Here is a 22975-nt window from a genome sequence, read left to right on the forward strand (position 1 = left end):
TCTCTGGCGTTGTTTCAGCGATTTCGCGTTAACGGCAAGATCGAAGAACTTTTATCATTATTAAAGTGATACTCTCTCTCCGACAGCGTAGGTGGACGCCGCTTTTCCCGCTTCCACGGCTCGGAAGGCGGCTTTCTCATGAAGGGTGGCAGCTTTCTCGACTCCGAGGAAAAAGACGTCTACCCGGGGAAGCGGGAAGAAGTGTCTATGTTTAAAAAGGAGGCTCCGTTCTCCCCGTACAGTACGCGTAAAATGGGTGCCAGACTCGTGCTTGCCTCGATCAATGTTCCCGGCGCCGCCCGCTCGAACCGTATCCTTGAGGATGAAAAAAGTCTGAGCGGCGGCATAAGCACTGCTCAGGGGCCGGCACAGCCGGCGGAAGGAGCGCCCACGCTTTCAGGGCAGGAGCAGCCCGGCCTCCAGACCGGAGAAGCCCGAACAAAACCGGGAAGAGAGCGCCTGGTCTCTCTGGATCCGAACGGCGATCCGCTTCAGGAACTGGAAAAGATCTATGCGGCAACGGCTTCTCCGTTCATGAAGAGCAACCTCGATCAGCTTCGCGAACTGCTCAGGGGGCTGAATGCTTCGCTTGCCCGGGAAAAAGACGAAAACCTTCTGGGGGCTCTGCGTGCGGCAGTGTATAAGGCGGATTCCCTGTCCAATATTGCCTTTCGCTGCTATCAGTTGACTGTTTGGCTCGACGATCTGAAAAAGAAGGTTAAACTCTCTGCCGAAAAGGAAAAATCTTACAAAGATCAGATTCTTGAATATTATAAAAACCTTGAAAGGTCTACGGATTTTTATCGCCTCAGTGTAAAGGAAATCGCAGAATATCCCAAAAAGGACGTCTCCGACAAACTAGTCCAGCTGCGCAAGGAATACGCTGGCGAGAATCAGCTTGATCAAAGATTCAAACGCAATTTGGACATTTTTTCTGAACATGTGGATTTCGTCAGAACACAGAGCATTGGAAGATTGACCAACAGAATGGTGTGGAGCAAGGTTATAAATGCTCAGGTAACGCGCTCTACTGTGTTTCAACTGGAAAAGGAAACCCACAAAAAGAAGGGGAAGTAGAACATGCAGGATACAGATGACGAAAAACGCCCGCCGGTTCAGGGCATAGGCGGATGGCTGCTGTGCTATGTCGTGCTCTCCTCCCTGGCGCTGGTGGTCATGCTCGTGAGCAGCATTCAGGATGTTCTGCTGATCATGAGTTCTCCGGAGCTGCTTCTGCCTGTCCTCTCGACGCTGTTCATCACCATCGTGTGGGGGCTGGTCTACGCCAGGGCACTGTATGAGCTGATCCGGTTGCGCAGGGGCGCTGTTTCCAGGATCCGTAAGGTCATTCTCCTCAGTCCGATAGTCAACGCCCTGCTTCCCTTCATCTTTTCCCTCGCCCTGTTCATGAAGATTCCCGGAGCCGGACTTGCGGCGATACTCGCCGCGGCCTACGATATGCCGAATGTTGCGAATATCGTCAGCTCCTTTCTCGTGGCCGGGATATGGTACTGGTACTTCAAAGTTTCGCTGCGGGTCCGGAACACCTGGCCCGAAGAAAGGTAAGGAAGGGTAAGGAAGGGAAGGAAGGGGAAGGAAAAGACCAGAGCTGACTTTCCGGCGTCCCCGGCACGGAATCCCGAAAATTATGTGAGAACAGGGTATGCGTCCGCATACCCTGTTCTCGTTAATCCTCTTCGCAGACGGTCGCCGGAGCGCTGAGCCGCTGAAGAAAGATTTCCGAAGCATGGTTCCATCACTCGCCGCCAGATGGAGGTTGCGGCTTGCCCCACCACACCTCTCCCTCTCCCCGTGGCGGAAGGCAGAGGGTACGGAAAAAGGGCTGTCTATGCTTTCCCTGAAAGGGTAGGTTTGCAGTCTCAAGGGAATGGTTGCTGGAGGAACCCGCGGGGGACACCCTCTTCCAACTTTCCCTTTTTCCGTGCAGGGTCACAAACGGCACAGAAGCGGCGAGGGGAAGCTTTTTATGGATGATTATCTAAGGATGGCACTACTTGCCTTGCGCTGGTCTTTTGCGCCACCAGGCGGAGAGATCTGTGAAGTATTGCAGGAAAAGGCTGTCCAGCGCCGTTTTGGTGGACTGCTGGATGGCGTTCTTCATGGCAAAAGTTTTCCCCCAGTACATTTTGCCGCGCTGAGGTCTGCCTTCGGCATGGTATTCCTTCACTATTTTTGTTTTGCCGTTTAAAATCGTCTCTATCCTCATATTAATATACGCCCTGCAATTTTTAAATTCATAGGCAACGTCATCTATCATAATTTTGTTTCTTTCAAAGTCATTTCTGTGTAATTTGATAAAGATATTTTGAAAGTCTTCCGATTTGAAAGTTTCCGAAAGAATGGTATACATATTTATATCCCATAGATTAAAAATCCCTCCCATGAAAGAGTATATTCTGTCTTCCTCCTGATATACTTTTGGAGAAAATCCATATCCGAAGACGGCTGCGATGTGCGGGTATACTACTTGAGAATGATTGTTTTCCAGATATTGATAATAGTCGGAATCAACGCGGGTTGTGCAGCCTTCCGTGAGGCCAATGGCCAGAAGGCAGAGAAGGCACAGGGCGAAAAGGCGGTGTTTCATGCACAGTCTCCGTTCTGCAGTGCTTTGAGCCTATCCTGGAAGCGGCTTTTTGTAAACAAGGAGCGGGAACAGAGCCGGAAACGCCTCAGACTCAGGGCTGCCAGTCGCACAGCTTGCCCATGGCGTTTCGGGGAAGCTCCGTGCCGAAGCTGAGTTGCACAGGGCGTTCTTCCGGGGGCAGAGTTTGCAGAAAGTCCCTGAGTTCCTTGCGCAGAGCGGCTTCCTCAACGCCTTTTTCCATGACGATAAACGCCTTGAGCCGGCTGTCTTCCCCGTGCTTTGTCAGGCGCACGGCACAAGCCGCGACGCCGGGGAGCAGTCGCAGACGCCGCTCGACGAGAGCCGGATAGACATTGACGCCCCCCACCTGAACCGCGTGGTCTTTGCGCCCTTCCGGATGGAATTCACGGGCGTTCTCCCAGCGCAGTACGTCCATGAGCGGACAGACGGCGAGGCTGCCATCGGGCAGAGTGCGCAAAAGTTCCTGGCCTTCCGTGCCCCGCCTGAAATAGGGCAGGAGCCGGTAGGGATCGCCTGGGTGATGGCGTATTCCTATTACGCCGGTTTCAGAGGAGCCGAAAATATCCAGCAGGGCGTAGCCGCGCCTTTCCAGAGCGGACAAGGTTTCAGGGCGCACGGGGGCTGAGGCGCTGAGCAGTGTGACGTTTGGGGGTGCGGGTTCGGCATGGCCCCTGGCGACGGCGTCCCAGAGAAGCGGAACCCCCACGACAGCCTGATCCTTCCGGATTTTGGAGACGACCAGCGAGGAGAGCGGCAGGGTGCGCTCAACGGGAACGCCGCAGAGGAGAGGAAGGTACAGGCCGAACGTAAAACCGTAGAGATGGTGCGGCGGTACGGTGGACAAGAAGGCTTTTTTCCCTGCGAGCATGTCCTTGAGGCAGAGCGCTTCCTGCTGGAGATCCGCTTCGCTGTGGACACAGAGGCGGGGTATGCCGGTAGAGCCCGAGGTGGAGAAGGCGATGTTTCGCGGGCCATGGCGCCAGAGTGTGCAGAGCTGTTCCGCCCTTTCCCGCATGGGAAGATCCGGGTGAAGGCCGAGAATGCCGTCCATTTCGGGAGTTTCGCTCAGCATGAACATGGTCACAAGGTCGTGCGCCGCAGCCTTCCAGACATCGGGACTGCAAAGCTCGAAGCAGCGTTTTTCCCCGAAGGCGGCGCGTTCCCTGTGAGGGACGGGAAAGGGATTTCCGCTCCGGCTGTGGTGCAGCAACAAGGACTGCATGAGGTCGAGGAAAGCGGGAGCGTCAAGAGAGGGCAACGGAGAGGTCATGAGAGTTTTTCCAGCCGGATGAGGGCCGAACGGCGGACACGGGTGGACTTCTGAGAGATGTCCGCTGAGACGGCATCCCGCTTCAGGTGTGCCAGTGCAAGTGCGCAGCCGAAGGCTTGCGCCAGGGCGGAATTTTGCGGCACACCCGGGGAAAGAGGGAGCGTTCCGGAGGGGCCATGAACGAGGACGAGTGAAGACGGGTTTTGCACATCCCACTGCACTTCGGCCCGTATGCCCTGACTGCGGCGTTCGAGACAGACGAAAAAGCTGCCGGAAGCCATGGGCAGAGCGGGGAAGACTTCGTGCAGGCGGGGATCGGCTTCATCGAGGGCGCCCACCAGCACACTGTCGCAGCGGGCGCTGTTCAGGAGGCTGAGTCCGATTTCCAGCGCTCCGGCAAAGGACAGCTCCTGATCGTTGACGGTGAACGCCGGGCCTGTGGTATGGAGCAGCAGACTGAGCAGTCCGGCGGCCATGTTGCTGACCGCGTGGGAAAAGGCCAGCGGCGAGGAAAGGCGGGGTCCGTCGTTCAGGATGGAATCCATGAAGTCGAAGGACGTCTTCTGGCAGCCGAAGAAGGAGCCGACGACGATCCCCGTGTTTTCGGGGCAGGGGAAACGCTTCGCTTCAGAGAGTGCCGAAACTGCGGCGTAAAGGCCGGTGCGCGCGTAGAGGGGAACCCGGCGCAGGCTGCCCTTGGGAAAATGAGCGGACAGCGCCTCATCGAGACTGGCCGGAGAGACCAGGCCGTGTTCTGCCAGAAGCGTGTCCTTTTCATCCGCAGCATGAAAAAAACCGCTTCCGGTAATGACGGGGAACAGGGAACGATCAGTCATGGAAACTCCCTGCGGCCAGCGCCAGCGCGGCGTTGCTTCCCCCAAAGCCCAGCGACGTGGAGAGCGCCAGGCGTTTTGTGATGGCGAGAGCGCTGCCAGGAGGGGAGACGCCGATTTCCGGATCCTGTTCGGTGAAGCCCAGGCTGGCCGGAACGCAGGCCCGGGTAAGAGCTGTCAGGGTGAACACGGCTTCCAGCGCTCCTGCGGCGCCGAGGGTGTGACCGGTAAGAGGCTTGCTGGCCCAGAGAGGAACGCCCGGCAGGAGGCGTGCGAGGGTTTTGCCTTCGATCTGGTCGTTTTCCCTTGTGCCCGTGCCGTGAACGTTGACGAAGGCCAGATCCGCAGCCTGTGCGCCGGCCTGCGCCAGAGCGTCATCGAGGGCCTTCTCAAGTCCGGCTCCTTCAGGATGGGGCGCAGTAAAATGATAGGCGTCGCTGTGCGCGCCGTAGCCCAGGACGTAGCCCAGGATCGCGGCGCCGCGGCGTTCGGCGTTCTTTGCGGATTCGAGGCAGAGAAAGGCGGCACCCTCTCCGAGATTGAGCCCCTTGCGGTGGGCGTCAAAGGGGCGGCAGGGAGCGTCGTCGTACACCATAAGCCGGGCGAAGCCTGTATGCGGAACCAGACTGAGCGCGTCCATGCCGCCGCAGAGAACGGCATCTGCCCGTGCGCTGCGTATGAGATCCGCGCCCATGCCAATGGCGTCGGCTCCGGACGTGCAGGCGTTGGAGATCGTCAGCGGGGGGCCGTGCGCGTGGAAGGTTTCGCCCAGAACCAGCGCCGGGTTGCAGGCGAGATAGTCGGCGCAGTCTTCGCTGCAGTGGTCAGCGGTGTGCCGGTTGCGGTAGCCTTCCAGAAAATGCAGCGCCGTGCCGGAGGTGGTGCCTGCGATGACGGCCATGGTACGGGTATCTGTCCACTGCGCCTGCGTCATGGCCTCCCTGGCCGCGAGCAGTCCCAGGCGCAGCGTGTCGGCGGCGCTGCCCTTGCGTCCTTCCTGCTGCCATACGGCATCCGGCACACGGTAGAAAGGGAAAGGAAGCGCGGAGGCGGAGAGCGCCGCGGCGGGGGAGAGCAAGCGCTCCTGCCCGTAGAGACCGCGCTCGATGTCCGCAACGTTCATTCCCAGAGCGCAGACTGCGCCCATGCCGGTGATGGCGACAGGTTCTTCCTTAGGCATGGTCTTTCTTCTGGGAGAGGATAAAATCCGCCAGGGAAGAGAGTGTTTTAAAAATTTCCCGTGCGGCATCGGCATCATGGATAACGACGCCGTACCGCTTTTCCAGAACAACCACCAGTTCCACAGCGTCCAGGGAATCAAGCCCCAGTCCGTCCTTCTCGAAGAGCGGAGTATCCGCCTGAATATCGCTTTCCGTCAGGTCTTCAAGCGGAAGCGCGGCAAGAATGCTTTGTTTCAGATCGTTTATGAGTTCAGTCTTGTCCATGCACAGGCTCCCACATGTCATAAAAGTTGAAGAAATGGAAAGGATAGCGCTCCGTAAGCTCTTCCACCTGCGCAAGGAACGCCTGCGCCAGAGTACGAAGCCCTTCGCGGTCGCGGCGTATGCCTTTGGGCACTCGCGTCAGCGTTCCCGCAAGGCCGCGGATTTCTCCCTTGCACCGTATGCTGAAGGTGTGGACGAGAGGCGCGCCGGTGAGTGAAGCGAGGATATACGGCGCGGCAGGGAGCCGGATGGGGGCACCCAGAAAATCGGCAGTGACATATTCCTTGTCCTGGGGCGTCATGCGGTCGCCCATCATGCAGACGATACCGTTGTTTCTGAGGATGCCGCAGACCTTGATGACGGAGGCCATGCCATCGCGGCTGTTGATGACGCTCACCTCGTGCTTTTTTCCGCCGGATTCGAAATAGTGTCTGTCCACATCTTCCCTGTCCACAAACTGAAGCAGGGCTATGGGGCGGCCAAGGACTTCGAGTCCCATCAGCCCGAGCTGCCAGCTCCCGAAATGCGCGCTGACCAGCAGACAGCCGTGCCCTTCGGCAAGGGCGGTTCGCAGCGAGGCGAGCGTGTCAGGGTTCTGCCGGATGGCGATGGAGCCGCCGCAGCCTGCGATCATGCGATCCAGAAGTACGTCGGCAAAATTTTTATAGGCGGCAGCGGTTCGGAACAGATCCTGCCGGGAAGAACTTGAGGCGAAGCGATGACGGAGATAGGGGCGGTAGCGTTTTCGGATGTCGGGGCGAAGCGCGTAGTAGAAGGACACCGGATAGAGCAGAAGGCGTGCGGCCGAGGAGAGGTGCAGGCGCACGAGGCCGCGGAAAAAGGCGTGTTGGAGGGAGGAGCCTAGACTTTTGCTGGACCACATGACGTGTCCCTCCGTTCAGCGCCGGGGCGCCGGAGAAGCGCGAAACAGGATGCGGCGGCAAAGACAAGAGCGCCCCCCACGGAGGCCAGCAGCGGTGCCAGGAACAGACTGCCGGCCATCCAGTCCAGAAAGCGGTAGCCAGCCTCATAGCCCAGAGTTTGGATCGTGAACTCCGTGAGCCATGCGCCGTGGATAATGCGATAGCCCAGCAGAACGGCCAGCCCGGGCACAAAGGGCGGCCAGGTGAGCGGCATCATGAGCAGGGCGCAAAGCCTGTTCAGCCGCCGGCGGCCGATGGTGAAGAGCAGAAGCAGGGTTTGCAGCCCGGGAAGGGGGAGTGTGGAAAGGAAGAGGGACCAGGCCGTGGAAGCGGCAAGCTGACGCGGCGAGGCGGCGGCGCACAGGGTTCGGAAGGCATGTCCGGGACGGAGCAGGCTCAGTCCTTCCACTTCCAGAGCCTGCCTGCGGAAGGGAACGGGCATGAGGGCGCGCACGGTCAGGCGGGTATTCAACAGAGAAATGCGGATATTGTCCGCCACGGCCCTGAAGTGGGATACGCGCTCGCCGCGGGGCGGGTAGTAGACGCTCACCGGGATTTCCTTGATGGCAAAACCCGCCCATGCAGAACGGACGGCGATTTCCACTTCGAAGGAATAGCGTGTTTCCGAACAGCGCACCGCCTGAAGCAGCTGCAAGGGGTAGGCTCGGAAGCCGCTCTGCATGTCCGAGACGGGGACACCCGTTTGCAGGAACATCCAGAACCCTGAAAATTTGCGGCCAAACCGCGAACTTCCGGGAACGCCGGGCACATTGAAGTTTCTTGCGCCGATGATGAGGGCGCAGGGATCTTCCTCCACGGCGGCAAAGAAGGCCGGCAGGTCTTCGGCCTTGTGCTGGCCGTCGGCGTCCATGACGATGACGTGGGTATAGCCCAGTCTGCGCGCTTCTTCTGCTCCGCGCAGTATGGCAGCGCCCTTGCCCTGGTTCTGCGGCAAGGAGATCAGTGTCACGGGGAGGCCCTGCAGCGTGGCGGGGCCGCCATCCGTGGAGCCGTCGTCCACCACGAGGACACTGTCCGTGAACTGCAGCGCCGAGGCGGTGACCTCCCGCAGGGTGCGTCCGTGATTATAGACGGGGATAAGCACACAACAGCGGACAGACGGCATCAGAAAAAGTCTCCGTGTTTCCACTTCAGGAGGAAACTGCGATAGAAGGCGGGTGGTTCCAGCAGGAGCTTTCCCTCAAGCGTCATGAAAAGCTGCGTGGTCTCCCCTTGCGTCATAACCTCACCCCCGGCATCGGTGATGGTATAGCGAAAGTCCAGGTGCGCGGCTTCGGACCAGAGCAGGCTTGTATGAATGCGGTACGTCTGGTCGTGGCGCAGGGGCCGGATATAGTCCAGAGAGAAGGTTTTAACAGGCGTCACGCAGCCATGTTCGTAAAAGGCAAGATAGGAGATGCCGTAGCGCCGCCCCAGCTCTTCGCGGCCATCTTCCAGCCAGCTTGCGTAGCGGCCGTGCCACACGATACCCATGGGGTCGAGTTCTTCAAAGCGCACCCTGCGTTCGCTGACCGTTTCAAGCGGGAGGATGCCGTCGGGATTGAGCAGTCTCCGGGTATTGCGCACGGTCACTCTCCGAAGCTGACAGGGGAAATCTGCATGGAAGAGGCGAGGTGGCTGCCTTCCTCGTCCAGAACGTGGATTTCGGCGAGGAGCCTGCCGGATGTGCCGGTGCGGAGGCACACGACAAGCGGCTGCCCGGGAAGTATGGGACGCATGTACTTGGCAGAGGCAACGTTCAGGGCATCCACAGAGCAGGAGGCTTCCTGTGAGCCGATGGCTTCCTGAAGAAGCAGCCGTACCATGGTCAGCTGGGTCATGGCCGGAAGCACGGGATGGCCGGGAAAATGGCCGGCAAAGCCCAGAAAGTCTTCCCCGAAAAAGAAACGCTTTTCCCAGTGACCGTCTTCTTTGCGTTCCGCCGGAAGGCCGGCGTTGTGCAGGGCTTCTTCAAGAGACAGAGTCATTGAATATTCTCCAGAGCAAGGGACAGCTCTTTTTCCGCATCGTGATGGAAAAAGACGCCAAGTTTTTTTTGATACTCCCAGTTTGCCGGAAAATCAATACGGGAAGCGTCCTGTCCGCTGCGGATCGCCTTCAGACAGGGCAGAACGGCGGCAAGTTCGGCCCCTGTCTTCTTGAGAAGTGAGCCTGCAAAGGGTCTGCGGGAAAAGAGAACCCGTACCTTTCCCGTGCCGGCGTCCAGGACGCCGCATCCGAGAAGTATCCCCTGCTGTGCCATAAGAACAATTTTCAGCGTTCCGTTTTCCCACTTCAGCGCGCCCTGAATAGGCAGTGCCGCGTCTGGGTGCAGAGCAGTTCCGGCAAAGGTAAGGAAGGAAAAGCCCGGATCGGCGGGCAGTGCCGCATTTCGCGAACAGGAGAGCGGCAGAGCCAGAAGGAGAAGGAGCAGCCAGAATGTTTTCATGCCTTTGGCCGGGAGTGAGGGTAAAGAAGCGGAATGAGCCAGAGCGCAGCCGCCAGCTCCGCCGTGAGACCGGAAAAGATGACACAGCCCATGGAGCGCAGTGCGGGGTGTTCGGAGAAGGCGAGCAGGCCCATACTCATGAACGCCGTGAGCGAGGAAAGTACGACGGCCCGGCGTGTGCCAAGGTCCTGGCCAAACTCCAGCGCGTGCGTCACCATGACGCCGTGGTCGAGGGCCAGCCCGACAACGATGGGCAGTGCCGACAGGGAGGCCAGATTGAGTGGCAGCCCGGTAAGGCGGAGCGCGGCAAGAACCGCGGCAAGGCTCAAAAGCGGGGGTGTGCAGGCCGCGAGGACTCTGGCCGGGCGGCGCAGGAAAAGCACGAGCAGCATGAGCGCCAGCAGTGCCGCCGGCAAAAGCAGATTTCTTTCCTGGCGGAAGCACACGGAAATATCCGTTTCCAGAAGCCGCGGCGAAAAGACGAAGGCGTGGGCGCGGTCTTCCTGGGGCAGGGCGGCGGCGAGTGCCGCTTCCGTGTTTTCCGCGGCTGTGGGAGCCGTGCAGGAAAGCAGCAGGCAGTGCGTCCGCCCCCGTTCGAACAGGGTCATCGCGAGTACATCCCGAAGTCCCAGTTCCTGCAGGATGGGGGAGTCGAGGTTCAGGGGGGAAACGCTTTGCTCAAGTGCCTCGAAGAAGGGACGGAAGGCGTCTTCCCTGAAGTGTTCAAGGCTCGCGGTCCTGGCAAGACGCGTTTGGAGCAGGGGGGCGTTTTGGCCCAGCCAGCGCTTCCAGCGTGCGCAGTTGTCCGCCGCTTCTTTTTCAGGAAGCAGAAAGTCCGAAGGGGTTCTCACGTCCTGCCAGCCATTTTCGCGCAGTATGCCGGCACAGCGGTTTCCCATGCGCAGCACTTCTTCGCGAGAATTCGCGGAGAAGAGTACGTTCATGCCGGAATCCAGCTTCCACAGGCTGCGCAGCGCCGCGGCATCGCGGGCAATGGTCTGCGCACCGGCACTGAGAGCCTGGGGAGAGAAGTCGGCGCGCATCCCTTCGAACAGGAGAAAACAGACGCCAAGAAGCGCGGCGCATACCGCAAGGCCTCGTGCTAGGGCCGCCTGACGTCCTCCCTGCCGCACGATGGGCGCGGCCAGGCGTTCCGGCGTGGAAAAGCCGGGGAGGAAAGGCAGGATCAGGACGGCAAGAAGAAAGCCCGCCGTCAGCGAGGCGATGGAAAAGAAAGCCATCTGCCGTATGGCCGGAATCGAGGACAGAAGTAGAACGGCAAAGCCGGACAGGTTGAGCAGAAAACCCTGTGCGAGGGGCGGACAGACGTCTTCATAGGCGCGCTGCTTGTCCCTGGTGGAGCGCAGGGCGAAATGCATGTGTATGGCGTAGTCTTCCGCCAGTCCCATGAGCGCCATGCCAAAGCCCAGAACCAGCCCCGAGGCCGCGGGCCAGACGCAACCTGTTAAGGCGGCGGCAAGAAGCGTGGCCGCAACAGGCGTGAGGAAGATCCAGAAGGCACCCCGCGAGCGCACCAGGACAAGGTATGCGAAGCCAAGCCCCGCAAGGGAAAGGAGTGCAATGCGCCCTATGTCGTGTTCAATAGCTTCAGCGTTGGCGGCGGTATACCTTGGCCCGCCGGACAGACGCAGTGTCACGCCTTCCTTCAGCAGGTGCCTGGCCTCCTGGACTGCCTGGAGCATGATTCTTGCGCCGGAGGTGTCCAGGACGCCGCCTGTCGGACGAAAGATCAGGAGGACATGCCTTCCGTCCTCGCTGACGGGACGGGAGAGAAAGGAGAGAGAGGAAGAAACGGGCAGGCGCGAGGTCAGAACGTCCCGAAAGCGAAGCGGGTCGCCCCGTATCCAGGGAATGGCGGCCACTCCACCCAGTTCCTGAAGTGTTTTTTTCGCCTCGTGCAGACGTTCCTGAAGGTGGGATTCCTCAAGAGCGGCGGTGAGCGCCGCTTCCGCCTCCGGGCTGAAAAACGAGGGCAGCAGGCGCAGCATTCTTTGGGGGGTCATGCCCGATAGCTGGAAGCGCACGGCACGGGCTGCTGTCCGGGGCATCTGTTTTTCCAGAACGTCCGCCGCGTTCATGGCCGCCTCGCTGGAGGGGGCTTCCACATCGACGAAGAGCAGACCGGAGAGGAGAGATTTCTCCAGCAGCTCGGCGGCCAGGCGCATGTTCGCATCGGTATCGGGCAGAAAGACGGCGCTGCTGCCGTTGAGTGAAAGTCTGGACAGGCACAGCGAGGCCAGAAGCAGCGCACAGGCAAAGAGCACCAGAACCGGCAGTCTTCCTTGTTTCAGAAGCAGATAGAGCCGGCAGAGAGCGTTCATCGCCGGCAATCTTCCGAAAGAGCGCTGTTCTGGCTCTGGACGTTGAAGCGAAGGGTGGTGACTTCCTGCTCCTGGCCGGAAAACTTGAGTTCGGCAATGCGGGCAAGGTCGGGCGAAAACGTGAGCTCTATGGCTGCGAAAAGCTCGCTTTTTTCCCGGGGGATAAAACGCAGGCTCAGGGGTGTAGCGCCAGGCTCAATGTGGTAGCGTTTTTTGAGCTGCTGTGGATCGAAGGCTGTCCACTGCAGGAGCTGTTCCGTCATGCCGTTCAGAAATTGACGTTCCGAGGCCGAGGCCGGTCTGGAGGTCTGCCCCGTCCAGAGTTCGACGGTTCCGTCACGCCAGCGGAAGCCTGAACGTTCCGGACTTCTGTATTCCCAGAAGATGAACTTCTGCCCCTCCGTGAGCGAGAAGCAGAGCTTGCCGGAGGATTCGAGTGGAACGTCCATGAAGGCAAATTCGGCGCGCTGCTGGAAGGTCGCTTCCAAAGCGAAGGTTCTGGCCAGTCCCGAAGATGCTTTTTCAAGCAGCAAGTCCGTGTTTTCTGCGGCAAAGGCCGAAGCGCAGACGAAGGAGAGAACGAGACAGGCCAGAAGCCGCATGGCTAACCCTCGGGAATATAGAGTTTGAGCTGCGCGCCGGCGATTTCTTCGCCGTTTCGCAGCACGTTCCCTTCTATGGCCCAGATGGAGCCGACGCGCATGAGCATCCGGCAGCGCGCGTCAAGGCGTTCGCCGGCACAGACGCTTTTCTTTACGGCAAAGCTGCGGATGGCGGCGAGGTATCCCCAGGAGTGGCCTGGGTCAGGCTCCGACTTGCCCGATTTGCAGCACATGCCGGCGGCAAAGCATTGAGCCATGACTTCCAGCAGGGCTTCCGGGCAGAGCTTTCCAGCCTTCACATAGGGAGACTCCTGCGGAATGGTCACATGCGAGGCAAAAGTCAGATCTTCCACCGTGTCCAGCGCGTCTATCATGCGGATGGGCGGGACGTGCGGAAGCAGGAGCGGGTAGCGTTCTTCCATGCCGGATCCCCTCACTTGATCTGGGAGACTTCCAGATCGAGGTAGCCGCGGATGCAATCGGCGAGGCTCTGCACCCAGGCGTTGTACTGGTGGTGGATCTTCGGCGTCTTGTCCGCGGAATAGCTCATGTTGCGGCTCGCAACATAGCCGATGGTTATGCCCTGAGTGTCGTGATGGATGCTGACATCGACGAAGTGCTTGTTCTTCCAGTTAAGTGCGGCGTGGACTGAGGAATCTGTTTTTTCACGGATCGTCCAGCCCTCATACGCGCAGGCCTGAACAATGGCCTCCTGAACTTTTTGCTGGGAAAGCTCGGCGTACTGCCCGCCGAGGTCGATGGAGGGAGTCTGGAGTTGCCGCGTACACGCCGTGCAGAGCAGAAAGACAAGGATGGCAAAGAACGCTGCTGTGCGGGACATGATGTTTCTCCGTTTAGTGTTTGCTGAATTTTTTGGCCATCAGGCAGCTGTGAATATCGTGCAGGAGCGTGTTCACCCAGCGGTTATAGCCACGGTGAATGGTCGGAGCGGCGCCGTCCTTGCCGGCCTTGTACTCCAGGTTGGAACTGGACACATAGTTAATGGTGACGGAGGAGGATGAGTAGTTAATGTCCACCTCGGCACGGTGAGAGCGCGGGGCGATGGAGGCATAGACATGGGAATCGCTGGTTTTCGTGACATCCCAGCCACGCATGGCGCAGGCCTGGATAATGGCCTCGCGCACATCTGCGCGGGTGGCCGCAGGAAATTCGGCCGAGAAATCTTCGGTCGGCGTAAGCAGGGGTTTGCTGCAGCCGAGGAACAGGCAGGCAAGGCAGAGAAGAACGGCAACGGCAGAGTGTTTCATGGTAGTCTCCTTTTTTCGTTATTGAACGTGTCTCGCGGCGTAGGCGGTGAGGCTGTCCACATACAAGGCGCGGACATGCTTGAGCAATGCCCGGTGCGGAACGGGAGCCTTTCTGAAGTCGTCATACGCGGAGGGCATGATGGCGGGAAGCATTTCTATCTCTATCACGCCGGGGGTCATACGGAAGGTGCCCGGTTTTATCCGTGAACCGCTGTTCTTGATGACCATGGGAACGATGGGCAGGTTTTCCGCCAGAGCCAGGCGAAAGGCTCCGGCGTGGAACATGCCCAGTTCCCCCGTGCGTGAGCGCCGCCCTTCGGGATAGAAAACGAGAGCGGCGCCTTCTTCCATGTGTTCGCGGCACAGTGCAGTGATTTCTTCCAGACTGCGTCCCTCCGCCTCGATGTAGCCTGCGGTGCGCATGACCGGAGTGAACGGGAGCAGCAGTCGGAACGGCCAGGATTTCGTTATGGGACAGACCTGTTTCAGGTTCTGGAAGCCGAGAAGGTAGAGATCCAGAATGGACTGATGGTTCGCCGTGATGATGCAGGGCGTTTTCCCCACGGCCTCGTCGGGATGGACGCTGACCACGCGCAGAAAGGGCCGGAGCAGCGTCAGGGAACTGCGCCCGTAGATCCAGCCCGCAAGTCTGGCCCAGCTGCGTATCCTGCGAAGCCCGGTGAGTTTGTGCAGAAGGAAAAGGAGCCAGCCGAAGGGAGCGAGCAGGCAGGACCAGACCAGCAGGACGGAGAAAAAGGCGAGGCTGGTGAGCGTTTTTTTAATCTCAGGCATGGAGATCCTGCAGTTTGCTGATGAAGTCATAGAGTTCGCCAAGGGTAGTGATGTTCGCAACAGCGCTTCTGTCTTGCAGCTTGAAGTTGAAAGCCTGTTCGAGAACGATGATCATGTCGACAATGTCAAGACTGTCCAGTCCAAGATCGTTTTTGATGTGAGCCTCGGGGAGAAGTTTTTCAGGGGCTACCTCGAATTCTTCGGCAAAGGCTGTATTGACAGTATGGACAATGGTTTCATAGGTCATGGACAGACTCCTGATGATCGGGGGTTACGAGGCCGGGGCCAAAACCAGAGAGCTGTAGATTCCTCCCAGCGCAAAGCTGTTTTTGACCACAAGTCCCCGGGCCAGCGTCTGACCGGGGCGGGCGTGCTGGATGGCTCCGCATGAGGGATCCGGCTGAAAATCGTTTCTGGAGGGCAGAAGTCTGCCCGAGCGCATCATGGCAATACAGGCTGAGGTTTCCAGGGCGCCGCTTGCAGCTAAGGTGTGCCCAAGGTATCCCTTCAGGCTGCTCGTGGGAACGCGGACGCCCCACAGCTTTTCTATGGCCTTGCCCTCAGCCGCGTCACCGGCGGGCGTAGCTGTTGCGTGCGCGTTGACGTAGGCGACATCCTGCAGATCCGCACCGGCATCCGCCAGTGCTTCCTCCATGCATGCGGCGCAGGTTTCTGCGTCCGGGGAAGCCACGCCGGCCGGTGAAGACAGGGAAGAAAAGCCCACGATTTCCGCAAGGATCGTGGAGTTTCTTGCCAGAGCCTGTTCCCGTTCCTCAAGGAACAGTATGCCTGCGCCCTCGGAACAGACGATACCCGTGCGCCGCCTGTCAAAGGGGAGAGAACTTTTCTCTGCGGTATCGGCGTGGGAGGCCGCGCCTATTTTATCGAAGGTTGCGGTGGTCAGGGGAGAATATTCTTCCGTACCACCGCAGAGCATTCTGTCTTCCCGTCCGAAGGCGATGGTTTCATAGGCCAGACCTATGCCTTGAAGCCCTGCGGCGCAGGCTGCAACGGGATTGATGACCCGGCCGCTGAGGCCAAACGCGATGGCGATGCCGCTGGCCGCCGTGTGAGCCATGATTTTGAAAAAGGTCATGGTGCGGATGGAGTCCAGATTTCCCGCGGGGATGAAGGAGGAAAACAGTGCCTCGAGTTCCTGGCCGCTGCCCATGGTCGAACCCAGGCTTACACCGGTACGGGGCAGGGGGGATTCTGGGGAAAAGCCGGCTTGGGCGAGCGCTTCCCGCGCTGCCAGATAGGCGAAGATCGTCATGGGGGACATGGTTCTGCGCAGTTCCCGGGGAATGCTCCGCACTTCACCAGGCGTGGGGACGCGCCCGGCGACGTGGCAGTCTATGCCCGGAATTTTCTGCTCGTCAGGGATGGGCGAGAGCGCGCAGTTGCCTGCTTCCATGCCTGCGACCATGCGCAGGACTCCCGTGCCAAAGGGAGAGACTGCTCCCATTCCCGTGACGACTACTCTTCGTTTGCGCATGTTCTGAACCTGTCCAGAATACAATTTCTGCCCGTGGCAAAATCCACGGCGATGGCCGCGCTGATGATACACCCGAGCATACCGGGGAGTAAAATGTTTTGTCCAGCCAGAAAAAGCCCCTGTACCCTTGTCGCCGGAGAAAGCGGAAGAGACGTTTTTGTATGGGCACAGCCGTAGATGCTCCCCGTTGAACCATATATCCACCGGCGCATGGTCCAGGAGCTGGATGCCTCGGCGATGGTCCAGTGTCCCTTGAGTTCAGGAAGTATGTTTTCAGCTTCTGCCGCAAGTTTCAGCGTAAGAAGGCCTTTTGCCGTTGTGTACAGGGAGGAGTCCGGTTTTTTACAGTGTATCCCCACGGGCGCCTGGTGGATCCCCAGAGCCAGGCAGCTCTTGCGGCCATCGGCAAGGCAGGGGCCGGTCATGATGGTGAGCGTGGGGTCATGTTCTTCTATGGCGTAAAAATGATGGCTCTGGGGGACTTTGTACCAGCAGGTGTTTTCCGGTATGGAGTTGTCGGCAATGCCGTAAACGACAAAGGGGGCCGGCGTTTCCGGCATGGTTTCAATATGCCTGAAATAGGCCGGCCGGAACGCCTCGCGAGGCAGGAGCTCCGGAAGCTGCGCGGGGCTGCCGGTAAAAATGACATAATCGGCCTCGAGTACACTTTTATCCGCCAATTCCACGCCCGAGACGAAAAATTTCTTCTCCTTTTCCGTCAGCAGAACGCGCACAGCCGCCTTGCCGCATTCCAGGCGGACGCCTTTTTTTAAAAGCGCCTTTTCCCAGGCCCGAAGAAAACATTCGCCGCCGCCGGGCAAGGTGGAACTGGAGAAGAAATAGGCACCTGAAACAAGCGCATACTCCGACCAGAGGGCCTCGTCCGGCACCGCGCCATAGAGAAGGCAGCGCGTATGCAGGATTGCTTTCAGGTCTTCATCGAGAGGCAGTCCGCTGAGATGTTCCGTCACGGTTTCGCAGTCAGCGGAAGCGAAAAGTGACTTTTTTTCTTCCTGCAGCGGGGACGTGTACGGGGATTCCTGCATTTTTCGGGACATTTCGTCAAGAAGGGTTTCCATGCCTGCCAGCGACGCAGGAAAACAGTTCCTTGTCCATGCCAGCAGGGCCTCGCGCCCGCAGGGAAGGGAAAAGCGGCGCTTATCCAGGCAGAAGATTTCATGTTCCGGGAGTCCCCTGCCGTAGGGCAGATCCAGCCCCAGGACTTTTAACCAGGTGTTCAGCAGCCCGCCTTGGGCGAGACCTCCCGCAAAATGGAATCCCGTCTCGAAATGCACTCCCTGCCGGTCAAAGCCGCGCAGAAGCGGCGCAAGGCAGGGCCGCTCCTCAATCAGGGAGGTCTCTATCCCGGTCTCGGTCAGCATAAGAGCGGCAGACATTCCCGCGATGCCGCTTCCGATGACGATTCCCCGTTTCATGGCCGCCTTAGAGGTAAAGCCCGCCGTTGACGGCAAGAACCTGCCCCGTCACATAGCTGGCCCAGTCCGAACAGAGAAAGCGTACACAGCCGGCGACTTCCTCCGCCGTCCCCATGCGGTTGAGAGGTATGGCGTTTACATATTCCCGTGTGGAAAGGGTATCGGTCATTTCCGTTTTGATAAGCCCGGGGGCGACGGCGTTCACGAGAATATTTCGCTTGCCCAGCTCTCTGGCGAGCGCCTTTGTCGCTCCTATGAGGCCGGCTTTTGCCGCAGAATAGTTCACCTGCCCGGCATTGCCTGTCTGCCCGGAGACGGAAACGATGGAAATAATGCGGCCCTTCCGCTGATGTATCATGTACGGGACAATCTGCCTGGTGACATGATAAAAGCCGTTTAAATGCACGTCGAGAACACAGTCCCATTCCTCGTCGGACATAAGTCCAAAGATGGCATCACGGGTAAATCCAGCGTTATTGACAAGCACTTCCGGCGTTTGTTTCTGAAGTAATTTCCCTAAGACTTCTTTGCAGGCAGGGCCATCGGCAACATTAAAGCAAAGCATGGAACAGGATTGTCCGATAGATTCAATTTCATGTTTAACTGAAAGAGCCGCTTCATGTGATGAATGATAATTAAGCCATATATCAAAGCCATCCTGCGCAAGACCAAGGGCAACAGCTTTCCCTATACCTCTGCTGGCGCCTGTCACCAGAGCTACTTTGCCCATGTAAATATCTCCATAATAAGGTAGTATAGCATGTATTGGAGAGGGTAATCTAACTTAAAAAGTATGAAAAGTAAAGCGCCCGGGCGCGGCGCAGACAGTGCTTCACGGTCGGGTTTCCTTTCTAACTGACTGTATTTTTTTGGTATTCAATTAAACTGTGTAGAGTAGCCCTTTCGGTACAAGAAAGGGACGGCAAACGCAGGAGTCCCTGGTTACACATAAAACGCGGTGCGGCAGGGGACGGAGAACGGGAACCCTGCGGGAGCACACCTGTTTCCAGGCGAAAAGCATTCGGGCGGCGGGCAGCCTGAAAAGCGGACGTTGAAGAGCTGTCTTTTTATGGCTGCCAGAGAGTGCTTACGGTTCTGACAGAGTCTGGCCTTCCCTGTTTTCAAGTCCGGTCAGGAGGCATGTGCCGTCTTCAGCGCAGCGCAGGCGGGCGAAGGCCGTGCCCTCGCTGTGCGGGGGCTTACCCTCTTCCACGGCGTACCTGCGCGGCAGACGGGCGCGGGGCGTGCCGGAAGCCGTCTCCAGCCGCAGGGCAGGGACCTCCTTGAAATTTCCGCAGTCCTTTCCCGTAAACAGGCGTTCCGGCACGGGGCGGGCGATACCCTGAGCGTCAACGTCAAGGGGCAGGCAGACCGGGCCGTCCAGCAGAGGAAGCGCCAGGCCGTCGAGTTCGTAGCGCAGTTCCAGCGCGTCCCCGGTGAGGGTAGTCCGCAGGCTGAGCCGTGACAGCGGAAGCATTATCTCCCTGCCTGTGTTCAGCAGCGTCATCCTGCTGAGGGTGGATCCGGTGCCTGCGGCGGTGAGCAGCGCCGCGCTCAGGGCAAAGGGCAGTGCCTGCCGCCAGGCCGGGGCAGGCAGGCGCCGCGGTTCCATCCGGCCGGAGTATCCGTACAGGCCAGCAGCCAGCAGGCAGAACCCTGGCAGGCCGAGAGCCGCCATTTTTTCCGGGTAGGAGAGGTCGAGCAGGAAGGGCGCAAGGGTCAGGCAGAGGGCAAGGAGCGTGAGGCCTGCGCCGGTGAACAGCGTGTCGCCGTGGCTGCGGGGCGCGCCTTCATGGGAGAACAGCCCGGCAAGACCCGCGGCGGCGATGTTCAGAAAGAGCAGACTTTCCAGCGGGCAGAACAGCCAGAGCGCGGCCAGAGCCAGAAGTCCTGCGGCGCACTCCAGGCCCTTGTGCGGCCGCGGGGCGGGCCAAGCCGCTAGGAGGCGCCGGCTCAGGAAGGCGAGGCTGAGGATCGGGGCGGCGGTCATGGCCGCTTTCTCCAGAGAGCCGGGGACCAGGCTGAGCGGGAAGGGCCTGGCCAGGAAGAAGGCCATGGGATCCGAGAGCAGAGCCGGGAGCAGGAGAAGCGCACCCAGGCAGGCGAGAGCCGCGGGCCGGGCCTTGCCCTGCGGGAAGCGTCCGCAGGCGGCGGCTGCCAGGGGCAGGAAAAGGAGGAAAAAGAGCGGAAGCGTCAGGGGAAAGCCTGCGGGCAGGAGTTCCGGCAGCGTGGCCGCGCTGGTGACAAGGGCCCAGAACACGGCGGAGAAGCGCAGCGCGGGCGCATCCATGATCGCGTAGAGCGTCAGCGTTGCCGCCCATACCGCGGCCAGGAGTACGGCCGGAGAAAAGGCCAGGAGGGCGAGGTGGACGTTGACCGCTCCCCCCGCGGCGAGGACGGACGCGAGGACGGAGAGAAAGGCGTTCCCGCGGCGCACCCGCCAGAGCAGTGTACCGCCGAGGCTTGTCACAGCTCCGGCGGCCAGCAGGGAGGAAGGTTCCTCCCCAAGGCAGAGAAAGAGCAGCGCGAGGAGCGAGAGCGCGGAGAAGAAGCCGCCCAGCGCGGCGGGGACACGGGCAGAGGCTACGAAGCGCTCTTTCCGGCGCAGGATCAGGGAGAGGACGCGGGGCAGCACAAAGACGGCGGCGAGGTTGGCAGACAGAAAGGCAAGGGGTGTTCCCACGGGGTCAGGGTTTTCGAGCAGGCGCAGCAGCGCGGTGTTCATGAGCGCAAGAGTAGAGAGCGAGAGCGCACACAGTGCCAGGGCGTGGCGGGTGATGAGCGCGGCAGCAAGGATCAGGGCGAGGACTGCCGGACCGGCAAGGCGCGCTGGCAGGGAGGGAGAGTAGTCAGCGGCACCGTAGAAGATGAGCATGGCACACAGAGCGGTGGAGATGACAAGCAGCAGCGTGAGCGGCAGGGCCAGCCATGCGTTCGGGCAGGGGACACGGCGCAGGCGGGCCGCTGTCAGTGCCGCAGCGCAGGCCGCGGCAGAAACGCCGAGCGGCGGCAGAAGGTAGGCGCTGTGAAGCCCGTTCCACGCACCGAAGGGCGGTTCTGTGCAGGAAGCGGCGGCAAGGAGCATCACGAGCAGGTTCCACAGCCCGGCGCTGCGCCGCAGGAGAAAGAGCGGCACGATGCAGGCCGCCCAGACGCGGCACAGGTCCCACACGGACGCGCCGCTCTGGAACGTTTGACCGAAGGCGAGCCAGAACAGACCAATGAACAGCGCCGCGGCAAGGAGCGCGAGGGAAGATTCGCGAGGGTGCAGCCCGCGTTCGGCAAGGCAGGAGAACGTCAGACACAGGAGTACAGTCCCGCCCGGCAGGGCCAGCCGGACGGCAGCGCTCACGCCGCTCCAGTTCCAGGCCACGAAGCAGAACGCGGCGGCAGCGAGGAGCACGAACCCGGCAGGGATGGCGAAGACGGGCAGGCGGCCCGGTTCAGGAAGACTGGATGGTGCGGCGGGCATGGACGGCGATCGGTGAGGCGACTCCGGGTTTGGACGCGTACAGAGGGAACTCCGGCCTGCCCTTCAGAAAAATGCACGGGCGCGGGCGGCGGAAGAGCGTTTTTTCCGGTGCGGCCGCCTGTTCCTCCCTTTTTGCGGCCGGGAAGCACAGGTCAAGGCACGCAGACCGGCAAGTCCTGCAGGAGCGGTTCTGTCAGGGCGGAAGGAGAGCCGCGGCGTGTTCTGGCCTCAGCGGGAACATTCCGGCAGTTCGCCGTTCACGAAAAGGCGGCTGACCTCGGGCGCAGAACTAGCGGCTTTCTCCCTGCCACTTCAGCCAGAGCTGCCGCGTACGCGGGCCGTCGCCATCAAAGAGCCAGACGGCCTGCCAGGTGCCGAGGACGAGCTGACCTTCTTCCACGAGGATCTGGACGGAACTGCCCAGCAGACTGGCCTTGATGTGGGCGTCGGAATTGCCCTCGCCGTGGCGGAAGTCCGGGGACTGCGGCACAAGACGGCGGAAGAAGCCGGTCATGTCCAGCGGCACATCCGCATCGAAGCCTTCGTTCACCGTGACGCCGCAGGTGGTGTGCGGGCAGAACACCGTGAGTACGCCGTCCGTCCATCCCCGCGACCGCACGACCTCGCGCAGATCTTCGGTGACGTTGAGCATGCCTTCCCGCGCAAGGGTGGCAAAGGAGAGCTTTTCCATTATTTCTTTTCCTTCTGGCAGTCGGAACAGATGCCGTAGAGCACCATGTGATGCGTCGTGGGCCTGAAGCCGTACTCCCGGCACAGAACTTTCTGGCGGCCTTCAATCTCGCGATCCATGAATTCCACCTTCCTGCCGCAGCGTTCACAGACAAGGTGGTCATGGTGCTGGAGACCCAGCGGCTCATAGCGGACCATGCCTTCCTCAAAGTTGATGGCCGAGGCCAGACCCGCTTCACAGAGCAGTTTGAGGGTGCGGTAGACCGTGACCTGACCGATGGAGCTGTCCTCCCGGCGGACGAGCAAGAACAGGTCTTCCATGGAGAGATGCCCTTCAGACTGAAGGAAGACCTCGAGGATCTTGTCCCGCTGGGGGGTGAAGCGCAGGCGCTTTTCTTTCAGGTACTTGGCGAACTTGCCTCTGAATTCTTCCAGAGATTTTTCCATGGTTCTTTCCTTGCAGAGAATAGCGGCACAACCCCTTCAGCGTATGCGTACCCGCGCACCATCGTCCAGCGTCTTCAGCCACACGGCTTCGGGCGCAAACATGACCCGGCCTTCCGCGTCGCAGAGACGCAGAACTCCCCAGTCCGCGCCCGGTGCGAAGATCAGCGAACATCCACCGGCGAAGGTGAAGCGCAGCCCCGGGGTTTCCCCGGCTCCGTTCCACGCCGAAGTCGCCGAGAGATCCACAAGTTCCAGCCCGAGGATGGAGACAAAGAGCGCGCTCAAATCGCAGGGGAACACGGCATCGGCTTCGAGCACGGCGTCGGACAGTCTGCCGTCCATGACCCGCAGGCCGCCTCCGTCACGGCAGGCAAGCTCAAGGCGGACATCGCCGAAATCCAGAGCGAACGGTTCATCGCAGGAAACGGAAACCTCACGCCAGCCGTTCGCCTGGGGTGCAGGCGCACCAACGGCGCAGAGCCTGCCCAGAGCACGTACCCGCCGCAGGGTCTTGCCGAGAACGCCCAGGCCGCGGAAATCTCCGGCGGCTCCTTCCGTATCCGGGCGAGCCTGGGGAACGGCGGGCGCTTTATCCTGCCAGTGGCTGTCTGGCAGGGCGGCGGAGGGACGCACTTCATCCCGTTCTTCGGAAAGAGGTTCGTCCCCAGCGGGGCGGGAAACGATGCGGGGCGTAAAGGGCAGCCCCTGTTCTCTCAGCGACTGCCGGAGAAAGATCTGGACGGCGGACGGAAGATCCAGCCCCAGTTCCTGGAAAAGGCGGCCTGCTTCACGGGCAAGCTGCGCATCGACGGTCAGAGAGAACTCCGGCATGGGAACCTCAGAGGAGAACAGCATCAGCGGGAACAGCATCAAGGCGGGAAA

At 60.2% G+C, this 22975-nt stretch carries 26 protein-coding genes; 2 read left to right on the forward strand and 24 right to left on the reverse strand.

Translation table 11 applies throughout. From position 1 onward, the window contains the following. Positions 1 to 207 precede the first annotated feature (207 nt). Entirely contained in the window at positions 208 to 1077 is an 870-nt protein-coding gene (locus Q0Z94_RS04100) for a hypothetical protein (protein WP_298067750.1), read from the forward strand. Positions 1078 to 1080: 3 nt separating this feature from the next. Continuing rightward, a complete protein-coding gene (locus tag Q0Z94_RS04105) occupies positions 1081 to 1566 on the forward strand; it encodes a DUF2569 family protein (RefSeq protein WP_298067751.1) in 486 nt (161 codons plus the stop codon). Between the two features lie 445 nt (positions 1567 to 2011). On the opposite strand, the gene Q0Z94_RS04110 is transcribed toward Q0Z94_RS04105, so the two are convergent. The 24 genes from Q0Z94_RS04110 to Q0Z94_RS04225 form a co-directional block, all read right to left on the reverse strand. Next, a complete protein-coding gene (locus tag Q0Z94_RS04110) occupies positions 2012 to 2608 on the reverse strand; it encodes a hypothetical protein (protein WP_298067752.1) in 597 nt (198 codons plus the stop codon). Positions 2609 to 2699: 91 nt separating this feature from the next. Further along, positions 2700 to 3899, reverse strand: coding sequence for an AMP-binding protein (locus Q0Z94_RS04115; protein ID WP_298067753.1), 1200 nt, complete (start codon positions 3897 to 3899; stop codon positions 2700 to 2702). Further along, on the reverse strand, positions 3896 to 4735 hold the full coding sequence (locus Q0Z94_RS04120; protein ID WP_298067754.1) for a beta-ketoacyl synthase N-terminal-like domain-containing protein: 840 nt from the start codon (positions 4733 to 4735) through the stop codon (positions 3896 to 3898). The genes Q0Z94_RS04115 and Q0Z94_RS04120 overlap by 4 nt, the downstream gene beginning before the upstream one ends. After that, complete coding sequence (locus Q0Z94_RS04125; RefSeq protein WP_298067755.1) at positions 4728 to 5912, reverse strand: beta-ketoacyl-[acyl-carrier-protein] synthase family protein; 1185 nt, start codon at positions 5910 to 5912, stop codon at positions 4728 to 4730. Before Q0Z94_RS04125 ends, Q0Z94_RS04120 begins: the two co-directional genes overlap by 8 nt. After that, positions 5905 to 6177 (reverse strand): phosphopantetheine-binding protein, encoded by a 273-nt coding sequence (locus Q0Z94_RS04130; protein WP_298067756.1) that lies wholly within the window; start codon positions 6175 to 6177, stop codon positions 5905 to 5907. The genes Q0Z94_RS04125 and Q0Z94_RS04130 overlap by 8 nt, the downstream gene beginning before the upstream one ends. Next, entirely contained in the window at positions 6164 to 7060 is an 897-nt protein-coding gene (locus tag Q0Z94_RS04135) for a lysophospholipid acyltransferase family protein (RefSeq protein ID WP_298067757.1), read from the reverse strand. Before Q0Z94_RS04135 ends, Q0Z94_RS04130 begins: the two co-directional genes overlap by 14 nt. Beyond that, a complete protein-coding gene (locus Q0Z94_RS04140) occupies positions 7039 to 8226 on the reverse strand; it encodes a glycosyltransferase family 2 protein (RefSeq protein ID WP_298067758.1) in 1188 nt (395 codons plus the stop codon). The genes Q0Z94_RS04135 and Q0Z94_RS04140 overlap by 22 nt, the downstream gene beginning before the upstream one ends. Next, the gene (locus tag Q0Z94_RS04145) at positions 8226 to 8687 is read right to left on the reverse strand and encodes an acyl-CoA thioesterase (protein WP_298067759.1); all 462 of its coding nucleotides are present in this window, start codon (positions 8685 to 8687) and stop codon (positions 8226 to 8228) included. The genes Q0Z94_RS04140 and Q0Z94_RS04145 overlap by 1 nt, the downstream gene beginning before the upstream one ends. A 2-nt stretch (positions 8688 to 8689) precedes the next feature. After that, positions 8690 to 9088 (reverse strand): hypothetical protein, encoded by a 399-nt coding sequence (locus Q0Z94_RS04150; RefSeq protein WP_298067760.1) that lies wholly within the window; start codon positions 9086 to 9088, stop codon positions 8690 to 8692. Next, the gene (locus Q0Z94_RS04155) at positions 9085 to 9549 is read right to left on the reverse strand and encodes a hypothetical protein (RefSeq protein ID WP_298067761.1); all 465 of its coding nucleotides are present in this window, start codon (positions 9547 to 9549) and stop codon (positions 9085 to 9087) included. Before Q0Z94_RS04155 ends, Q0Z94_RS04150 begins: the two co-directional genes overlap by 4 nt. Next, on the reverse strand, positions 9546 to 11891 hold the full coding sequence (locus Q0Z94_RS04160; protein WP_298067762.1) for an MMPL family transporter: 2346 nt from the start codon (positions 11889 to 11891) through the stop codon (positions 9546 to 9548). Before Q0Z94_RS04160 ends, Q0Z94_RS04155 begins: the two co-directional genes overlap by 4 nt. Further along, positions 11888 to 12493, reverse strand: coding sequence for an outer membrane lipoprotein carrier protein LolA (locus Q0Z94_RS04165; RefSeq protein ID WP_298067763.1), 606 nt, complete (start codon positions 12491 to 12493; stop codon positions 11888 to 11890). Before Q0Z94_RS04165 ends, Q0Z94_RS04160 begins: the two co-directional genes overlap by 4 nt. Before the next feature lie 2 nt (positions 12494 to 12495). After that, positions 12496 to 12915, reverse strand: coding sequence for a hypothetical protein (locus Q0Z94_RS04170; RefSeq protein ID WP_298067764.1), 420 nt, complete (start codon positions 12913 to 12915; stop codon positions 12496 to 12498). A gap of 11 nt (positions 12916 to 12926) precedes the next feature. Continuing rightward, positions 12927 to 13334: a hypothetical protein gene (locus tag Q0Z94_RS04175; RefSeq protein WP_298067765.1), complete on the reverse strand. Its 408-nt coding sequence runs from the start codon at positions 13332 to 13334 to the stop codon at positions 12927 to 12929. 13 nt (positions 13335 to 13347) lie between these two features. Further along, positions 13348 to 13761: a hypothetical protein gene (locus Q0Z94_RS04180; RefSeq protein WP_298067766.1), complete on the reverse strand. Its 414-nt coding sequence runs from the start codon at positions 13759 to 13761 to the stop codon at positions 13348 to 13350. 18 nt (positions 13762 to 13779) lie between these two features. Further along, on the reverse strand, positions 13780 to 14553 hold the full coding sequence (locus Q0Z94_RS04185) for a lysophospholipid acyltransferase family protein (RefSeq protein ID WP_298067767.1): 774 nt from the start codon (positions 14551 to 14553) through the stop codon (positions 13780 to 13782). Further along, complete coding sequence (locus tag Q0Z94_RS04190) at positions 14546 to 14800, reverse strand: phosphopantetheine-binding protein (protein ID WP_298067768.1); 255 nt, start codon at positions 14798 to 14800, stop codon at positions 14546 to 14548. Before Q0Z94_RS04190 ends, Q0Z94_RS04185 begins: the two co-directional genes overlap by 8 nt. Before the next feature lie 24 nt (positions 14801 to 14824). Then, positions 14825 to 16048 (reverse strand): beta-ketoacyl-[acyl-carrier-protein] synthase family protein, encoded by a 1224-nt coding sequence (locus tag Q0Z94_RS04195; RefSeq protein ID WP_298067769.1) that lies wholly within the window; start codon positions 16046 to 16048, stop codon positions 14825 to 14827. Further along, entirely contained in the window at positions 16030 to 17484 is a 1455-nt protein-coding gene (locus tag Q0Z94_RS04200) for an FAD-dependent oxidoreductase (RefSeq protein WP_298067770.1), read from the reverse strand. Before Q0Z94_RS04200 ends, Q0Z94_RS04195 begins: the two co-directional genes overlap by 19 nt. 7 nt (positions 17485 to 17491) lie before the next feature. Next, positions 17492 to 18214, reverse strand: coding sequence for a 3-oxoacyl-ACP reductase FabG (fabG, locus tag Q0Z94_RS04205; protein WP_298067771.1), 723 nt, complete (start codon positions 18212 to 18214; stop codon positions 17492 to 17494). Between the two features lie 357 nt (positions 18215 to 18571). After that, a complete protein-coding gene (locus Q0Z94_RS04210; RefSeq protein ID WP_298067772.1) occupies positions 18572 to 20956 on the reverse strand; it encodes a DUF2157 domain-containing protein in 2385 nt (794 codons plus the stop codon). A 289-nt stretch (positions 20957 to 21245) separates the two neighbouring features. Next, positions 21246 to 21647 carry a secondary thiamine-phosphate synthase enzyme YjbQ gene (locus tag Q0Z94_RS04215; protein WP_298067773.1) on the reverse strand — a complete coding sequence of 134 codons (402 nt, stop codon included), beginning with the start codon at positions 21645 to 21647 and terminating at the stop codon, positions 21246 to 21248. Next, entirely contained in the window at positions 21647 to 22093 is a 447-nt protein-coding gene (locus Q0Z94_RS04220; RefSeq protein WP_298067774.1) for a transcriptional repressor, read from the reverse strand. The genes Q0Z94_RS04215 and Q0Z94_RS04220 overlap by 1 nt, the downstream gene beginning before the upstream one ends. 36 nt (positions 22094 to 22129) lie before the next feature. Beyond that, the gene (locus Q0Z94_RS04225; RefSeq protein WP_298067775.1) at positions 22130 to 22924 is read right to left on the reverse strand and encodes a hypothetical protein; all 795 of its coding nucleotides are present in this window, start codon (positions 22922 to 22924) and stop codon (positions 22130 to 22132) included. Positions 22925 to 22975 lie beyond the last annotated feature (51 nt).

Origin of the sequence: uncultured Mailhella sp. (assembly GCF_947631555.1) — a bacterium.
Lineage (GTDB): Bacteria > Desulfobacterota > Desulfovibrionia > Desulfovibrionales > Desulfovibrionaceae > Mailhella.

What these genes read in the sequence shown, in the direction of transcription:
- Q0Z94_RS04100 (WP_298067750.1), top strand. Translation starts at nt 208, where the DNA reads ATGTTTAAAAAGGAGGCTCCGTTCTCCCCGTACAGTACGCGTAAAATG.
- Q0Z94_RS04105 (WP_298067751.1), top strand. Translation starts at nt 1,081, where the DNA reads ATGCAGGATACAGATGACGAAAAACGCCCGCCGGTTCAGGGCATAGGC.
- Q0Z94_RS04110 (WP_298067752.1), bottom strand. Translation starts at nt 2,608, where the DNA reads ATGAAACACCGCCTTTTCGCCCTGTGCCTTCTCTGCCTTCTGGCCATT.
- Q0Z94_RS04115 (WP_298067753.1), bottom strand. Translation starts at nt 3,899, where the DNA reads ATGACCTCTCCGTTGCCCTCTCTTGACGCTCCCGCTTTCCTCGACCTC.
- Q0Z94_RS04120 (WP_298067754.1), bottom strand. Translation starts at nt 4,735, where the DNA reads ATGACTGATCGTTCCCTGTTCCCCGTCATTACCGGAAGCGGTTTTTTT.
- Q0Z94_RS04125 (WP_298067755.1), bottom strand. Translation starts at nt 5,912, where the DNA reads ATGCCTAAGGAAGAACCTGTCGCCATCACCGGCATGGGCGCAGTCTGC.
- Q0Z94_RS04130 (WP_298067756.1), bottom strand. Translation starts at nt 6,177, where the DNA reads ATGGACAAGACTGAACTCATAAACGATCTGAAACAAAGCATTCTTGCC.
- Q0Z94_RS04135 (WP_298067757.1), bottom strand. Translation starts at nt 7,060, where the DNA reads ATGTGGTCCAGCAAAAGTCTAGGCTCCTCCCTCCAACACGCCTTTTTC.
- Q0Z94_RS04140 (WP_298067758.1), bottom strand. Translation starts at nt 8,226, where the DNA reads ATGCCGTCTGTCCGCTGTTGTGTGCTTATCCCCGTCTATAATCACGGA.
- Q0Z94_RS04150 (WP_298067760.1), bottom strand. Translation starts at nt 9,088, where the DNA reads ATGACTCTGTCTCTTGAAGAAGCCCTGCACAACGCCGGCCTTCCGGCG.
- Q0Z94_RS04155 (WP_298067761.1), bottom strand. Translation starts at nt 9,549, where the DNA reads ATGAAAACATTCTGGCTGCTCCTTCTCCTTCTGGCTCTGCCGCTCTCC.
- Q0Z94_RS04160 (WP_298067762.1), bottom strand. Translation starts at nt 11,891, where the DNA reads ATGAACGCTCTCTGCCGGCTCTATCTGCTTCTGAAACAAGGAAGACTG.
- Q0Z94_RS04165 (WP_298067763.1), bottom strand. Translation starts at nt 12,493, where the DNA reads ATGCGGCTTCTGGCCTGTCTCGTTCTCTCCTTCGTCTGCGCTTCGGCC.
- Q0Z94_RS04170 (WP_298067764.1), bottom strand. Translation starts at nt 12,915, where the DNA reads ATGGAAGAACGCTACCCGCTCCTGCTTCCGCACGTCCCGCCCATCCGC.
- Q0Z94_RS04175 (WP_298067765.1), bottom strand. Translation starts at nt 13,334, where the DNA reads ATGTCCCGCACAGCAGCGTTCTTTGCCATCCTTGTCTTTCTGCTCTGC.
- Q0Z94_RS04180 (WP_298067766.1), bottom strand. Translation starts at nt 13,761, where the DNA reads ATGAAACACTCTGCCGTTGCCGTTCTTCTCTGCCTTGCCTGCCTGTTC.
- Q0Z94_RS04185 (WP_298067767.1), bottom strand. Translation starts at nt 14,553, where the DNA reads ATGCCTGAGATTAAAAAAACGCTCACCAGCCTCGCCTTTTTCTCCGTC.
- Q0Z94_RS04190 (WP_298067768.1), bottom strand. Translation starts at nt 14,800, where the DNA reads ATGACCTATGAAACCATTGTCCATACTGTCAATACAGCCTTTGCCGAA.
- Q0Z94_RS04195 (WP_298067769.1), bottom strand. Translation starts at nt 16,048, where the DNA reads ATGCGCAAACGAAGAGTAGTCGTCACGGGAATGGGAGCAGTCTCTCCC.
- Q0Z94_RS04200 (WP_298067770.1), bottom strand. Translation starts at nt 17,484, where the DNA reads ATGAAACGGGGAATCGTCATCGGAAGCGGCATCGCGGGAATGTCTGCC.
- fabG (WP_298067771.1), bottom strand. Translation starts at nt 18,214, where the DNA reads ATGGGCAAAGTAGCTCTGGTGACAGGCGCCAGCAGAGGTATAGGGAAA.
- Q0Z94_RS04210 (WP_298067772.1), bottom strand. Translation starts at nt 20,956, where the DNA reads ATGCCCGCCGCACCATCCAGTCTTCCTGAACCGGGCCGCCTGCCCGTC.
- Q0Z94_RS04215 (WP_298067773.1), bottom strand. Translation starts at nt 21,647, where the DNA reads ATGGAAAAGCTCTCCTTTGCCACCCTTGCGCGGGAAGGCATGCTCAAC.
- Q0Z94_RS04220 (WP_298067774.1), bottom strand. Translation starts at nt 22,093, where the DNA reads ATGGAAAAATCTCTGGAAGAATTCAGAGGCAAGTTCGCCAAGTACCTG.
- Q0Z94_RS04225 (WP_298067775.1), bottom strand. Translation starts at nt 22,924, where the DNA reads ATGCCGGAGTTCTCTCTGACCGTCGATGCGCAGCTTGCCCGTGAAGCA.